General features: G+C 57.8%; 11 protein-coding genes. All 11 read right to left on the bottom strand.

The genetic code is table 11. The features are described from left to right. Complete coding sequence (locus tag ACOTXF_RS00820; protein WP_045418995.1) at positions 1-441, bottom strand: DcrB-related protein; 441 nt, start codon at positions 439-441, stop codon at positions 1-3. A 75-nt stretch (positions 442-516) separates the two neighbouring features. Further along, on the bottom strand, positions 517-1,593 hold the full coding sequence (locus ACOTXF_RS00825) for a hypothetical protein (protein WP_045418993.1): 1,077 nt from the start codon (positions 1,591-1,593) through the stop codon (positions 517-519). A gap of 3 nt (positions 1,594-1,596) precedes the next feature. Then, positions 1,597-2,172, bottom strand: a complete 576-nt coding sequence (locus ACOTXF_RS00830; protein WP_047747424.1) for a hypothetical protein — start codon at positions 2,170-2,172, stop codon at positions 1,597-1,599. A gap of 11 nt (positions 2,173-2,183) precedes the next feature. After that, positions 2,184-4,889 (bottom strand): type VI secretion system tip protein TssI/VgrG, encoded by a 2,706-nt coding sequence (gene tssI, locus ACOTXF_RS00835; RefSeq protein WP_048962847.1) that lies wholly within the window; start codon positions 4,887-4,889, stop codon positions 2,184-2,186. A gap of 65 nt (positions 4,890-4,954) precedes the next feature. Further along, positions 4,955-5,365 (bottom strand): hypothetical protein, encoded by a 411-nt coding sequence (locus ACOTXF_RS00840; RefSeq protein ID WP_232926597.1) that lies wholly within the window; start codon positions 5,363-5,365, stop codon positions 4,955-4,957. Positions 5,366-5,596: 231 nt separating this feature from the next. Further along, positions 5,597-7,015: a serine/threonine protein kinase gene (locus tag ACOTXF_RS00845; RefSeq protein ID WP_421635243.1), complete on the bottom strand. Its 1,419-nt coding sequence runs from the start codon at positions 7,013-7,015 to the stop codon at positions 5,597-5,599. A gap of 24 nt (positions 7,016-7,039) precedes the next feature. Then, a complete protein-coding gene (tssH, locus tag ACOTXF_RS00850; RefSeq protein WP_232926595.1) occupies positions 7,040-9,655 on the bottom strand; it encodes a type VI secretion system ATPase TssH in 2,616 nt (871 codons plus the stop codon). Between the two features lie 38 nt (positions 9,656-9,693). Then, the gene (gene tssG, locus ACOTXF_RS00855) at positions 9,694-10,737 is read right to left on the bottom strand and encodes a type VI secretion system baseplate subunit TssG (RefSeq protein ID WP_047747416.1); all 1,044 of its coding nucleotides are present in this window, start codon (positions 10,735-10,737) and stop codon (positions 9,694-9,696) included. Beyond that, positions 10,734-12,605 carry a type VI secretion system baseplate subunit TssF gene (gene tssF / locus ACOTXF_RS00860; protein WP_032663308.1) on the bottom strand — a complete coding sequence of 624 codons (1,872 nt, stop codon included), beginning with the start codon at positions 12,603-12,605 and terminating at the stop codon, positions 10,734-10,736. The genes tssG and tssF overlap by 4 nt, the downstream gene beginning before the upstream one ends. Before the next feature lie 2 nt (positions 12,606-12,607). After that, the gene (gene tssE, locus ACOTXF_RS00865) at positions 12,608-13,171 is read right to left on the bottom strand and encodes a type VI secretion system baseplate subunit TssE (RefSeq protein ID WP_024909842.1); all 564 of its coding nucleotides are present in this window, start codon (positions 13,169-13,171) and stop codon (positions 12,608-12,610) included. Further along, the gene (locus ACOTXF_RS00870) at positions 13,164-13,976 is read right to left on the bottom strand and encodes a type VI secretion system accessory protein TagJ (RefSeq protein ID WP_008502635.1); all 813 of its coding nucleotides are present in this window, start codon (positions 13,974-13,976) and stop codon (positions 13,164-13,166) included. The genes tssE and ACOTXF_RS00870 overlap by 8 nt, the downstream gene beginning before the upstream one ends. Between the last annotated feature and the right edge of the window lie 3 nt (positions 13,977-13,979).

Here is a 13,979-nt window from a genome sequence, read left to right on the forward strand (position 1 = left end):
TTACACATTCCGGTTGTCGTTTAGCGTCAGACTCTGCTTAAGCGCGCTCCAGCGCACCTCGTCCTCTTCGGTAAAGGCTCTTAATGCCGAGAGGGTAAAAATCATCAATACCGGTTTGCCCGGCGTCTGCAAGGCCAGCTGTTTTTGCCACAGGCGTTGCCCGTTACGGTCAAACGTGGTCTCAACTTCCAGCCCGTTAATTTTTCCGTCAGGCCCGGCGTTTACGTTCCGGAATTCGCTCTGGGCGATCTCACCCATCTGAGGACGCAACACATCCCACTGGCGGTGAAACTCTTGTTCGTAGTCGCTGCCATCGGGAATCACGCCGCGGCTGACCACCACGGACAGCCCGCTTTCGTCATCGCGAATGATGTTCATGCTGTTATCCTGCCAGGCAGCAGGAAAAAGGGAAAATGAACCTTCCTGGAGGGTGTATTTCATAAGTGAACTCGGGATGATTAATATTGAGAGAAACATGAAGGCCAATCCATGTTGGCCCTTTGGCTGGCTGTTTTATTATTTACGCCATTGACCTGACTGTTCGACTAAAACATGGCTGCCTTTGCTGACAAGCAATTTCACGGGTGCATACGTCACGGTATAAGCGATCTCGCCATTCTTGTACGTTGAGCCGATTATTTTACCAGTGGGGTCGTGCAACGTTTTTCCCTTTAAGGAGATCGTACTGTTATCGCTTTTGCGCACACCGAGATAAACCATCTGGTCACATTCACCCTCGAAACGCCCGCACTTGTTTATCAGAGAGATAGTGAACTTTTCGGTGTCCAGTTTTCTGGTTTCAGCGTGATGAACCGAAGCGGCTTTACGTAACGTATAGCGCTGTGGAGCATAATCATTTCCTTTTTGAGGAGGGGTAACTAAAAGCCATTCCATCTCACTCCCCTTTATTTCCAGAACAGCCCGTCCGCCTGCGCCGCCAAACGATGAGTTAAACGCTACGTTCGCACGGTTTCCCGCGATCGTACCGCTAAGATTATGCTCATCATCTTCCGGGCAGTCGATGCGGTTTCCTCTCCGGGAGATATAGCAATATGACCCGGTGATACGGTTGCCTGATTCAGCTAACTGCAGGGTTAACGTCGAGTCGTTGCCAACCCCGCCTGCCCAAACCCCGTCAAACGCAGGTCTCGATTGGCTGTTCGCTGCAAACTGCATCGTATTGAACCTGGCGGCCCATTGCTGAATATCGGCATTAATCGGCTGACTATTATCAGATGACTGGTAATGGATAACGTTTGATTCTGGAACCACCCAGGCCGCGAAGATTTTGCCGTCAGGATTGATAACCAGCGCTGAGGCATTTTCCTGGTAGAGATCCTTTAGCCAGCCCTCAACAAACAATCCTCCACCTGGAGTGGTATGCGGTTCACCGAAGACATCAAAGTTATCAATAAAGGCCTGGTAATGATTTCCCAGCGTTTTCCTGAGAATGTCTGTCACTTCGCTATCATTAACGATGCGACTTACCGTATTGAGCTTATTGTATTGCGATAATTCAAGCGCGGTTGACGTTTCAACGACGCCTGCCAATAAAGCAGTGAACAATACGACTGCTAAATATTTTTTGGTCATAAATCACTCTGAAGAACCATTATCGTAATTCATTGTTATTTTTACAACCTTACTGTCTTTTACCTCAAAAGAGAGTAATTTCTTACCCAATTCATAGGAAACCCACTGCTCTCCGGAATCATTTTCGACCTGGCCACCACCATAAGCTTTATTAAGTTCATTTATTGTTGAACCAATATGGATCCCGCGAACTGTTTTGCCATCCGCAGCAGTTAGCGTAATCTGCGACACAATATAATCATCAACGCTTCTCTCGGCTTTATCCCACCAAAGATTGGAACTGAATATTTCTAACCCAGACTTTTGATGCTGAAAGAATTTATAATTTGTTCCGTCAAAAGGAACCTCTCCGACAAAATGGCCTTCAACCGGTAACTCAACTTTACGTGCAACGTCATTAGTCCATCTGTCGCCCAACGCGACAGATTGATTGTTTATTTGTACAGAAAAATCGGGATTTGCTAAAAGATTATGTGATGAATTTTCAACTTCTTTATTGATTTGAGCAGTCGCCGCATAACTGTTCAAACTGCAGAACACCAGAACAGAACAGAAAACACTCAGAATTTTTTTACTCATAAGTTAATCCATTACTTAAACTTGGGAATATCATATGATAGGTTTGCCCCAGGGAAATTATCAAACATTTTCTTCATATTTGATGTTTGGGCTACAGCCCAGTTGACATCAGTTGCATACTGATGCGTTCCTGGCGAAGCTGGGTTCCATCGCATCTTATAAAGATTGTTTTGGGCATAATCCGCATTATTAATGTATTTTTCGGAAATCCATTTCGCACCACCATCTATCGCTTTTTCTGGTGAAGTCCATCCCATTTTATATGCGTAATTGGAACCTGTTTTAACGGCATTGCCATCTAAAGCGCCAATACCGTACATATTATAAACTTTTACACCGTTGACCTCGACACCTTTTGCCAGTTCACTCGCTCCGTTACCTGTTTCGAGAGCTGAATGCGAGGCCAGGTAAACTTCACTGACATTGTATTTCTTTGCTGCATCAAGATATGTTTTTTCTTGACCTTCAAGTACGCCTTTCCCTTTCAAGAAGGAAGCCATATCAGTTTCAGAAACACCTGATGAAGATGAGAGATCAAGGAACTGATATTTATCAGTTCCGGTATTGTAGTTATCGGGGTTTGCATATTTCTTAATATCATCTTCAGAGGCGTTAACAAAACCTCGTCGCGTCCACTTTTGAGGTTTAGCCTTTAAATTCTTTTGCTTATCCACCATGTCCTGCAACGAATAATCATATTCACTGGTTTTGTCTGTGCCAGTTGATGCAGCTGAATTGTTTTGCGCTGGTGCCGTTTTACCTGCTCCTCCGGCAACTCCCGCGCCGGCAGATTTTTTAGCCTGATCTGGAGAGAAATACGCCTGCACCGCCGCATCAATATCCCCTTTATGCCCCGATCCCGGCGCCGTCGTGCCCGGCTTGGTTCCCGACGTGTTCAGATGCAGCTTACCGCCCGTGGTGATATACCCATCCCCTTCCACGAAGAAGTTAAACTCTTTGCCGATCAGGTTAATCTTGCCGTTCGCGTTGAGTTCAATGGCGCTCTCACCAGAGACCAACCGCAGCTTCGTCCCGGAAGCGATAACATACTGCTCCACCGCCGCATCCAGCTTACCTTTCCCCGTCAGGATCTCGGTGCCACCTTTCACAGCCTGGGTCTGATTCGCTTCCACGCGATGCAGTTCATTTTTCTTCACGTAATGGCTGCGCGCTCCGCCGACGCTGTGCGTTTCATCATTTTTAACGCTGGTGTCCATGTTACGCTCGGCCTGGATCCACACCTGCTCTGCACCCGCCTTGTCCTCAAACCGCAGGGCATTGGCATTGTCCACGGAACCGTCTTTCGTGCGGCTCATAAAGCCCATCTGCGTCGCCGCAGCCGGCAGCGCCCACGGCGGCATGCTCGCGTCGTTGTACACCCGACCGGTAATGATCGGACGGTCCGGGTCGCCGTTGATAAAGTCCACCACCACCTCATCGCCCACGCGCGGGATCTGCACCCCGCCGTAGCCCTGGCCCGCCCACGCGCTCGACACGCGCACCCAGCAGGAGCTGGTGTCATCGCCCTTCGCCAGGCGGTCCCAGTGGAACTTCACCTTCACGCGGCCGTATTTGTCCGTCCAGATACTCTCGCCGTTCGGGCCCACCACCTTCGCGGTCTGCGGGCCGTAGGTGCGCGGCCACGCCGTGGTCTGCGCCGGACGGTAGACCACCGCCGACGGAATGACCGTGAAATCGGTCCGGTGAATAGTTTCACCCTCGCCGCTGGCGTAGCGGTTCTCTTCGAGGTGGTAACCCGCCGCCGTGACCAGATACTCACCGTTGTCGCTGAAGAACGGCGCGTTGGTTAACGTGAAGGTGTGCCCGGGCGCAATCCCCGCCGCCGTGGCGGTGGCCTGAATCTGCTGGTGCTCAACCTGCCAGCGCTCCTGACGGATACGGGCATAGAACTCCCCGTGCCCCTTGTCCACAAAGCGCCCCGGCCAGTCGTACACGTCAATGCTGCCCGGCGTCGGCGACGCCGGGTTCTGCTGGGCCTGGAACAACCACGCGTTCGGCTTGCGGAAGTCATAGTCGTCGAGGCTGTAAATCCCCGGCGTCACGCTGTCCTCCAGCGCCCACTGGCTGATGCCCTCTTCATCCGTACTGCCGCCGGACGGCGTCTGGTGGTAAGGAATAACCTCATAGCCGCTGAACGGCTGGTACTGCGTGGCGGCGTCGGTGAGCACCAGGGTGTGCTTGTCCGCCTCATGGCGGAAGTGATACGCAATCCCCTCCAGCTCCATCAGACGGCTGATGAAGTCCAGGCTCGACTCCTGATACTGCACGCAGTAGTCCCACACCCGGTAGCTGCCGGTGAGTTTGTCCTCAACGTTGACCTGATGCTCACCCAGCAGGGTTTTCACAATCTGCGGCACCGTCTGGCCCTGGAAAATACGCAGGTTACGGTCGCGCTTCATCGGCCACAGGTCCGGCTCCACCGTCAGCTGGTACACCGCATAGCGGGTGCCCGTCAGCTCAACGGCGCTGACCGCCACGCGGGTAATTTTGCCGTTAACATAGCGGGACGTCAGCAGGTTCTGCGTCGGGAGGGTCACCGTGACCGGCTGGCCCAGCAGCTTACTGCGGTCAATGCGCGCGTCCGTGCCGAGCACGGTCAGCGTCAGCGCGAACGACTCGGACATCGCCTCGCGGCCCGTCAGTTTCCAGAACAGAAGCCCCTCCACCGGGAGCTGAACGGTAATTCGGTTGAGCATAATCTTTATTCCATCTAGCTTATGCGATGCAGATAAGAGATTCTGCATCTGTGATAAAGCGTCATTCAAGAAAGGGGCTTTTCCCTCTTGATCATCCAAAAAACAAGAGAGTAGATTTTCAGTGACTCTGATGTGACAAATAAACCTACATTCAACCAGATGTTTGAAAAATCAAACATACTTACTAAAAGAGGGAACAATGAGACCGAACATCTGAATGAAATCAAGCGAAAAAATTCCTGAGCGAGTGCAAGTTTAACCGCTCCGATCTTTCGCTTGAAGAATAAACAGGCCGAAGTACACAAAGAGAGTAATAAAAGTAAGTCAAGCACAAAAAAAAGCATGACCAAAACGCTGAAACCATCACCTGCATAATAATGCAACGAATCACTAAACGCTTTTGCGTCTGAAATGAATGGAATTCTGTGCTGGCGAACTGAATTCACGCAATAAAGCAATATTGCGAGAAGATCCATACTTCCCCAGAAATACCATAGATGGCTATTTAAATGAGCGAGCTTGTTTTGTGTACGCCCGTTATTATTATTTAAAAAAATGGGGGAGCACATATTGGCTTCAACTCAACCCTCCGGGTTAGGAATAAATTCAAAACGCACAAACAGGAGAGACAATCTTCTCGTACTCCTTTGAATGAAGCCTAAGACTTCGAAGATCGTACACTTCCATAGTCTCCCCTGTTTATATTCCTACGGATTCACCAGCCAGGTGCCCGGCTTGGTAATATCCAGCGTCTGGCCACGCGTTCTTCCGTTGCCCTGCAGTTCAATCTTCGCCTCACCGGCCGGCAGCTTGAGCGATGCATAGCCGTTGGTTCCCGGACGCAGCGCTTTTGGCTCGCCGTTCACTTTCAGCGTTTCGCCGTCGAGGATGCGGATATAGACCAACGCAACAGGGCTCGCGGCAGGCGGTGGCGTCTGCTGTGCCGTCGCCGGTTCGCTCACCTTCGCCGTTTCTGGCTTCACGTCTGGGGCGTTCGCGGCGGTTTCGGTTGGACGCGTCTCTGCCGGTGCCTGCGCAGCCTGCTCTGGCGCATCTTTGCCGCTGCTGAAAAGCATCGCGCCAGCGACAACGCCGACCAGCACGCCTGCGGCAACCATGCCCGGGATCCTGTAGCGACGCCAGTCGAGCAGCGACGCCGGCTGTTCCTCCTCCACCGGTACCAGCATGGTGCCGGGCTTTTTCGCCGTCAGCACGTCGTTAATCCCGGCGACCGGCATCTCTATCAGCGCGGCGAACTCATCGATGGACTGTGGACGGTCCTCCATGTGCAGCGCCAGCGCGCGGTCAATGGCCTGCAGCAGCGGAATGGAATAGCCCTGCGGCATGATTTCCACCAGCGGTTTGCAGGTATCCTGAATCGAGCGCACCACGCTGACCGGCGGCGGAGAACCCACAATCAGGGTACGCAGCACGGCGCCGAGGGCGTAAATGTCCGTCCACGGGCCCTGCTCGCTTTCGTTGTCGTCGGTGTACTGCTCAATCGGCGCAAAGCCCGGGCGCAGCATGGTTTCCGTTTCGTCGGAAAGGTTACCGATGGTGCGGCGCGCGGAGCCGAAATCGAGCAGCACCGGCAGGCCGTTATCCTGGATCTGGATGTTATCCAGCGAGATGTCTCGGTGCAGATAGCCTTCGTCGTGGATGGTCTTAATCGCACCGAACAGCATCGGCAGCGTGCGGCGGATCCAGGCCTCGTTGATCAGTTCCGGCTTTTCCTCGCGCAGGCGCGAAAGCGTGGTGCCGCTGTAAAATAGCGTCCCCATGTAGGCCGTGTCGTTTTGCACCCAGAAGCGCAGAACGTGCAGCAGGTTCGGGTGGTTAAAGCGCGCCAGCAGACGGGCTTCCTGGATAAAGCTGTTCAGGCCCGCGGAGAACGCTTTGCCAAAGCGCTCGCTGCGCAGCACCAGGGTCATGTCGTCGCCGCGTACGGCGAGCGAGGAAGGCATAAATTCTTTGATAGCGATAGTGCGTTCGAGCTGGTGATCCCACGCGCGATAGACAATGCCAAAACCGCCGCCGCCGATCACCTCTTTGATTTCAAACTCGTTGAAGCGGTACCCGACCGGGAGCGCGCTTGGGACAGTCCGATTGTTATCATTATCCGTCATCTTTTACAGTTCTCTTGATGATTATTACGCGGCAAACTGACAGTGAAACTCGCCCTGCTCGCAGGTGACGTGCAGACGTCGGTACTGTTCGTCGCTGCGGCTGGCGGTAAGTAAGATCTGGCTCATCTGAGGCAGCAGGGTGTTGGTCAGAATAGCATCCACCATGCGGCCGCCGGACTCCACCTCGGTGCAGCGCTGAACAATCTGTTCCACCACGCTGTCGTCAAACTCAGAAATAATGCTGTGATTCTCCTCCAGACGACGCTGAATGCGCTTGAGCTGCAGGCGAACAATCTGCCCCAGCATCTCGTCGCTGAGCGGGTAGTAAGGCACCACCAGCAGGCGACCCAGCAGCGCGGGCGGGAAGACCTCCAGCAGCGGCTGGCGCAGCGCGCCGCTTAACGCCTCAGGCTCCGGCATCAGGTCCGGATCGGCGCACATGGCGCTAATCAGCTCGGTGCCGACGTTGGAGGTCAGAATAATAATGGTGTTGCGGAAATCAATGTGGCGCCCCTCGCCGTCTTCCATCCAGCCTTTGTCGAAGACCTGGAAGAAGATCTCGTGGACGTCCGGGTGCGCTTTCTCAATTTCGTCCAGCAGCACGACGCTGTATGGGCGGCGGCGGACGGCCTCGGTTAATACCCCGCCTTCACCATACCCTACGTACCCCGGAGGCGCACCTTTTAAGGTGGAGACGGTGTGCGCTTCCTGGAACTCGCTCATGTTGATGGTGATGACGTTCTGCTCGCCGCCGTACAGGGATTCGGCGAGCGCCAGCGCGGTTTCGGTTTTACCGACGCCGGACGGACCGCACAGCATAAAGACGCCCACCGGCTTGTTCGGGTCGTCCAGCTTCGCCCGGGAGGTTTTCACGCGGCGGGCAATCAGGTCCAGACCGTGACGCTGGCCGATAACGCGCTGGTTCAGCGTGTCGGCAAGGTTGAGTACCGCGTCGATCTCGTTTTTCACCATCCGGCCCAGCGGGATCCCGGTCCAGTCAGAGACGACCGCGGCGACCACGTTTTCATCCACCGCGGCAAACAGCAGCGGCTCGTCTCCCTGTAAGGCGTTCAGCGCCTGCTGCTGCTCCGCCAGCTGGCCGCGCAGCTCGGCGGTATCTTCTTCGCCCGCCGCGAACAGCGCGGCGCGCAGGCGGATAATCTCCTGCACCAGGCTGCGCTCTTCTTCCCAGCGCCGGGCCAGGGCTTCGCGTTTTGTCTCATACGCGTCGCGTTCGGCGCGTAATGCCGTGACGCGCTCGGCATCACCCGCCCCCACGCGCGCTTCGCGTTCTGCGATCTCAATTTCCACGTCAAGCGCAGCAAGGTGGCGCAGGCAGTCTTCCAGTTGCGCAGGCGGCGCGCTCTGGCTCACCGCGACGCGGGCGCAGGCGGTGTCGAGCAGGGCCACGGCTTTGTCCGGCAGCTGACGCGCCGGGATGTAGCGGTGGGACAGCTTCACCGCCGCGCTGACCGCTTCGTCGAGCAGCAACACCTGGTGGTGCGTCTCCAGCGGCGACACGGTGCTGCGCAGCATCAGAATGGCTTTCGCTTCGTCCGGCTCGTGAACCTGCACCGTCTGGAAACGACGGGTCAGCGCCGGGTCTTTCTCAATGTACTTTTTGTATTCTGCCCAGGTGGTGGCGCCGATGGTGCGCAGCTGGCCGCGCGCCAGGGCTGGCTTCAGCAGGTTCGCCGCATCGCCGGTCCCCTGCTGGCCGCCTGCGCCAATCAGGGTGTGGATCTCATCGATAAACAAAATGATCGGCGTGGCGCTGGACTGGACTTCGTTAATGAGCGCCTGCAGACGGGCTTCAAACTCGCCTTTCATGCCTGCACCGGCCTGCAGCATGCCGATATCCAGCAGCCACAGCTGAATGTTCTGCAGCGGCTCCGGCACGTCGCCGTCGGCGATACGCAGCGCCAGCCCTTCCACCACCGCCGTTTTCCCGACTCCGGCCTCCCCGGTCAGCAGCGGGTTGTTCTGACGACGGCGCATCAGGATATCGACCATCTGGCGGATCTCCTCGTCGCGCCCGACGACCGGGTCAATCTTCCCTTCGCGGGCGCGGGCGGTCAGGTCCTGACCGTACTGGGCCAGCGTCCCCTGAGCAGCCTGAACCGCGCCCGCCGGTGCGTCGACGGCGGCAGCGGCCTGCTGCGTCTCTTTGCTGTTGGCGCAGATGGTATCGAACTGCTCAATCAATACCTCGACGTTAAGGCGGGTGAACTGCGCCGAAATGCTTTTCAGCACGTTGGCCAGGTTCCAGGTTTTGAGTATGCCGATCAGCAAATGGCCGCCGCGAATGCGGCTGACGCCAAACTTCAGCGAGCCGAAGACCCAGGCGCGCTCCACGGCGCTGTCGATATGCTCGGAGAGATCGGAAACGGAACTCGCCCCGCGCGGAAGCACATCCAGCGCGGCAACGATATCGCTCGTCAGCTGCTGCTCGTCGAGGGCAAAGTGGCGGATGACCTGCTGCAGATCGCCATCCTGCTGCTGCATCAGCTGATGCAGCCAGTGCACCAGCTCAACATAGGGGTTGCCGCGCAGCTTGCAGAACGCAGTGGCGCTTTCCAGAGAGGTAAATAACAGCGTATCCAGTTTGCCGAAAAGCACGGCACGGCTAATTTCTGACATGTTAGTTTCCATTAACAATGATTCGGTATACGGAAGGATTACCGCTCTGCGCGATACACCAGATCGCCGCGCGGGACAGGCTGCGGCTGAAGGCCCAGCCAGGTGTTATAGCCTAATCGCCCATGACTGCCGAGCGTGGCGCCCTGCACCGCGTCTGCGCGCAGGATCACCCGCGTTTCCCATTCAAACTCCACGCCGGCGTACTGACGCACCCAGTCGCGCAGCTCGGTGACCCACGCTTCACCCGGCAGAAAGCGGTTGTACTCCTCCGCGCTCAGCGGGCCAATCTCGATGCGAAACTTATGCTGCACGTCGCGGACGGCGACGCCGAGAAAGGCGGACTCACCCATGCGCGGCATACGGCGTCCTGCTCCCAGCTGCGCCTGCTCGCGCGTGGAGAGCGGCATCCACTGCGGCACGTTGCTGACCAGTTTGACCGGCGCCTTAAAATAGCTGCGCAGGATCTTCTCCAGCCCCTCCGGATCCCGCCCGTGACGGGTCAGGTGCCCGGCGTGGGTAAAGCGCGCGTGCGCGCTCAGGCTGCCGTTGTCCATCTGACCCGGCTGGCCCATGCCAATCAGCGACGCCAGATAGCCCTCAAAGCGCTTGTTATCGGCGCGGTCCAGCGAGACGGTAGGCTGCGCATCCGCCCACGCGCGGTAAAACAGCAGCGCCAGACGATGGTGGAACAGATCGGCAAACGCGCTCAGGCTGGTGTCCTGATGATGATAAATACGCTCGCGGGCGTACTCGGTCATGTGGACCGGCAGCGGGCCGTTCGGGCCAAACAGGCCGAAGCTGAGGATAGAGACCTCATGCAGCCCGCTCTCTTCCCGCTGACGCACCCTGGCCAGCGTCGACGGGGCAAAACTCATCGACGGCTGCTGGCCGATGCGCAGCGGTTCAAATTTTGGCAGCGGCGCGCGGCCCAGCGGATAGCGCTCGCCGCCCTGGGCATCAATGCGCCTTAACAGCTGAATCAGATCGTAGCGCCAGGGCGTCTCACGGACGCCGTGCCAGAACGCATCCGGCAGCTTCGTCAGGCGATGCACGCGCAGCGGTGCAGTGGCGGCGTCACTCATATCAGCGCCCTTTTACCCATGCGCGGCGCCCAGTAGCCAATCTCGCCGCGCTGCTGACTCTTCAGGGTGAACTCGGTGAAGCTGTTGATAGAGACCAGGCGGGCAAAGAGGCGCTCCATCACGCTGCCGAAGAGCCACGGACTGGCCCCCGAAAAGGCTCGCTCATCCACCGTCAGCGTAATGCCGATCCCGCGGGCGAACACCACCGGGCCGGGTTCAGGCACGCGGCGGTGAACCGGCTCCAGCACGCAGTGGCGCACCCCCTCCACCTGACGCGCAACGGGCGTTTCGGCCAGGTTGGCGTACAGCCCTAACAGCTGGCGCAGCGCGGCAGCCCCCTCCTCATTGTCACTGTCCATCAGGCTGAGGTAGTTCATCTGCAGCTGGCTGATAAGCCGCCAGGTGCTGAACCCTTCCGCCAGCGCCGGACGCGGCGGCGTCGGCCCTTTACGCAGGGTGAGGGATTTCACCGGCATGGAGTCAGCCATAATGAACTCCCCGAGCTCCTGCTGCAGCATCAGCGGCAGGTCACGGCTGGTGCAGAGCACCTCCGCAGAGATATAGCGCAGGTTTTCCTGCCACGGCGCGTGCTGTTCATCCACCAGCGAGACGAAGACCTCCGAGCCGATATAGCCGGTACGGGTGCCGTAGCGCAGGGCGTGCTCGGACAGCACGCGCTGCTCGCGTCGCAGGGAAAAATAGGCCCCGTAGTTGCCCGCATCGCCGCTCCAGGTGCTCCAGAACGGACGAAACGTCTGGTCATCACGCTGGCCGTCCGCGCTGCCATAGATTTTTTTCACGGCGTAGATTTCATAATCCAGCGGACGGATGTTATCGACCACCAGATGGTATTCATGCTGACCGTCATTAAGCTTCTGCCGCGCCGCAACTTTCGGGAACAGGTTGATGACCGGGGTGCAGTGCAGCGCCAGATGGCTGGCATCGACCACGCGCTCCAGCTGTTCATCCGACTTATCCAGCAGGATGAAAATGTCGAAGGCTTTTTCACCTTCACAGCGCTGGATGAGCGTGCTCAGGCCGCTGAGGCTAATGAAGCGGAAACGGGCCGGAAACGCGAAATACTCCTGCAGCAGGCGATAGCCGTCAAAGTTGCGCAGATCGTCCGGAAGCAGCGCCTGGTCAGGCTCAAAACCCTCCTGGCGCAGCGCATCCGTTGCCAGCAGCTGTCGCTGCGGCTGCGGGCTGACCGTCTGACAGACGATCCCGGCGTGGTGCTCCATCACCAGCTCCAGCAGCTTCAGCGCCTCGATATCCGGACCGGCGAGGAAAAATTCCAGACGGTCGAAGTCCAGGTGCCCGAGATGTTGCGGGCCGTCGCAGGCGATGCGGATCCGCAGGGCGCTGCCGATCCCCCGCTGGCTCAGACCCAGCTGTGCGAGCGGCAAATCGGCGGGGACTCCGCCCAGCTCGACCTTGTCGATTTTCAGCGGCAGCAGGTTGACCTCGTGCGCCGTGGTATAGCTGCAGGTCACGCCGGTTTTTTTCAGCGCCAGGCTGTCCATCATGGTACCGCGCGGCACGACGAAGCCCTTGCTCAGGTCGCCCCGGCTGCTGTCGGGCAGAATCTCCGCAATCGCCATCGACGGCGTGGGCGCAAGATAGTTCGGCGCAATCATCTCCAGCAGACGCTGGGAGAAGCGCGGAAACTCCGCGTCCATTTTCATCTGCACGCGGGAGGTCAGGAAGGCGAACCCTTCCATCAGACGTTCGGTATACGGGTCCGCCACGTCGATGCCGCGCATGCCCAGCCGTCCGGCGACTTTAGGGTAGCGTTCGGCAAACTCGGCCCCCATTTCGCGCAGGTAGGCCAGCTCACGGTTGTAGTATTCGAGCAGTTTACTTTCCATGATTACCCCGCATCTTTCAGTTCAAAATGGCCGTTTTCCAGATCGACATCGGTGCGAAACAGAAACTCCAGCGGGTACGGCACGCACCATAAACGCCCTTTGATCTCGATGGAGAGCACGTTGTGCAGATCCAGCGAGGAGGTATCTGACACGCAGCGGACCTGCAGCCCCTGCGGCAAAATGCGTGGTTCAAAATTGATGATGGCCTCGGTGAGCTTGCGCTGAATGTCGTGCCATTCGATGTCCGACATTCTTTTCCCGGCCAGGGGCGCGACGCCGAAGTTAACCACCGAGCGGCTCACGTGCGGTAGCGCGCTTAAATCGCCGGAGGCATCGTGGTTGATGGTATTAAACAGCCACTGCAAATCGCGCAGCACATTGCGGCGCAGGGCGGCGTGGGTGATCAGATTGCTGTTGGCCGACTCACGCTTTTTTTCCGGGTCGTTATCGGTGAGGCGATCGAGCAGCGAGGGCTGCATTTTGTCGCGCGCCCCCACCTTCTCCTGCTTGCTGCGGGCTTGCCAGCCGCTGCGCAGCAGATCGCCTTCGCCAGCGGGATTACTCATCGGCTCCATCCGTCGCAAACGTCACGAGGCTTAAGGACAGCAGCGGGCTTTCGCTTTGCTCGCTCAGCCAGGCCTTCTGGCCCTGGCCTTCATAGAGCGTGCCGTCAGTATCGAGCGGGTGCCAGTCGGTGGTCCGCCCGAGTTTAACCGCGTCAGAGGCATCGGCCGCAAACGGGTAACGCGCCGGGATCTGGCACACCTGCTCCGTCCCGTCCGTCAGGCGCACCAGCGCGTGACGCCAGACCAGGTCGGTCACGCTGGCAGGCGCCTGGAAACGGATCTCCGCGATAGCGTTAAACGGCAGCCAGAAATAGCGCCCGTTGACGATGGTTTCGCACACCGGGCCGAGACGGGCATCGCCGTCCATCAGCCAGTCAAAGGCCTGCGTCTCCTCGTTTTCGAGGGTAATCTGGCCGGGGGTGGCCTGCGCCTGTTCAAGGGCTTCCAGACGCAGCGCCTGCGCGCGCTCGCCCTCCTCGCTCAGCGCCGCCGCAAGGGTGGTTAGCCACGGCCACTGGGTTTCAGGCATCGCCGGACGCGCCTGTCCCGCCATCACCTGCGCGCGCTGCAGCTCGCCCTGAATGGACTGCTCCAGCAGCGTGACGGTAGGTTTCGCCTGCGGCTTCAGCGCCAGCCAGCTTTTCAGCTGGGTCAGGGCGCGCGTCCAGTTGCCGCTAAGGGTTAAAAACTGCACGAACGCGGCGCGGAGGTCGGCATCCGCCGGACGGGCTTTGATTTCTGCTTCCAGACGCGCAAGCGCGTCGTTGAGCGACTCACCCGCCAGGTGTTGATAGAGCGTATTCATCGC

It is taken from the genome of Enterobacter cloacae complex sp. IR53041 (genome assembly GCF_049238285.1).
Classification (GTDB): domain Bacteria; phylum Pseudomonadota; class Gammaproteobacteria; order Enterobacterales; family Enterobacteriaceae; genus Enterobacter; species Enterobacter roggenkampii.

Excerpts from the sequence above, each read along its gene's own strand:
- ACOTXF_RS00820 (WP_045418995.1), bottom strand. The coding sequence starts at position 441 with ATGAAATACACCCTCCAGGAAGGTTCATTTTCCCTTTTTCCTGCTGCC.
- ACOTXF_RS00825 (WP_045418993.1), bottom strand. The coding sequence starts at position 1,593 with ATGACCAAAAAATATTTAGCAGTCGTATTGTTCACTGCTTTATTGGCA.
- ACOTXF_RS00830 (WP_047747424.1), bottom strand. The coding sequence starts at position 2,172 with ATGAGTAAAAAAATTCTGAGTGTTTTCTGTTCTGTTCTGGTGTTCTGC.
- tssI (WP_048962847.1), bottom strand. The coding sequence starts at position 4,889 with ATGCTCAACCGAATTACCGTTCAGCTCCCGGTGGAGGGGCTTCTGTTC.
- ACOTXF_RS00840 (WP_232926597.1), bottom strand. The coding sequence starts at position 5,365 with ATGGATCTTCTCGCAATATTGCTTTATTGCGTGAATTCAGTTCGCCAG.
- ACOTXF_RS00845 (WP_421635243.1), bottom strand. The coding sequence starts at position 7,015 with ATGACGGATAATGATAACAATCGGACTGTCCCAAGCGCGCTCCCGGTC.
- tssH (WP_232926595.1), bottom strand. The coding sequence starts at position 9,655 with ATGTCAGAAATTAGCCGTGCCGTGCTTTTCGGCAAACTGGATACGCTG.
- tssG (WP_047747416.1), bottom strand. The coding sequence starts at position 10,737 with ATGAGTGACGCCGCCACTGCACCGCTGCGCGTGCATCGCCTGACGAAG.
- tssF (WP_032663308.1), bottom strand. The coding sequence starts at position 12,605 with ATGGAAAGTAAACTGCTCGAATACTACAACCGTGAGCTGGCCTACCTG.
- tssE (WP_024909842.1), bottom strand. The coding sequence starts at position 13,171 with ATGAGTAATCCCGCTGGCGAAGGCGATCTGCTGCGCAGCGGCTGGCAA.
- ACOTXF_RS00870 (WP_008502635.1), bottom strand. The coding sequence starts at position 13,976 with ATGAATACGCTCTATCAACACCTGGCGGGTGAGTCGCTCAACGACGCG.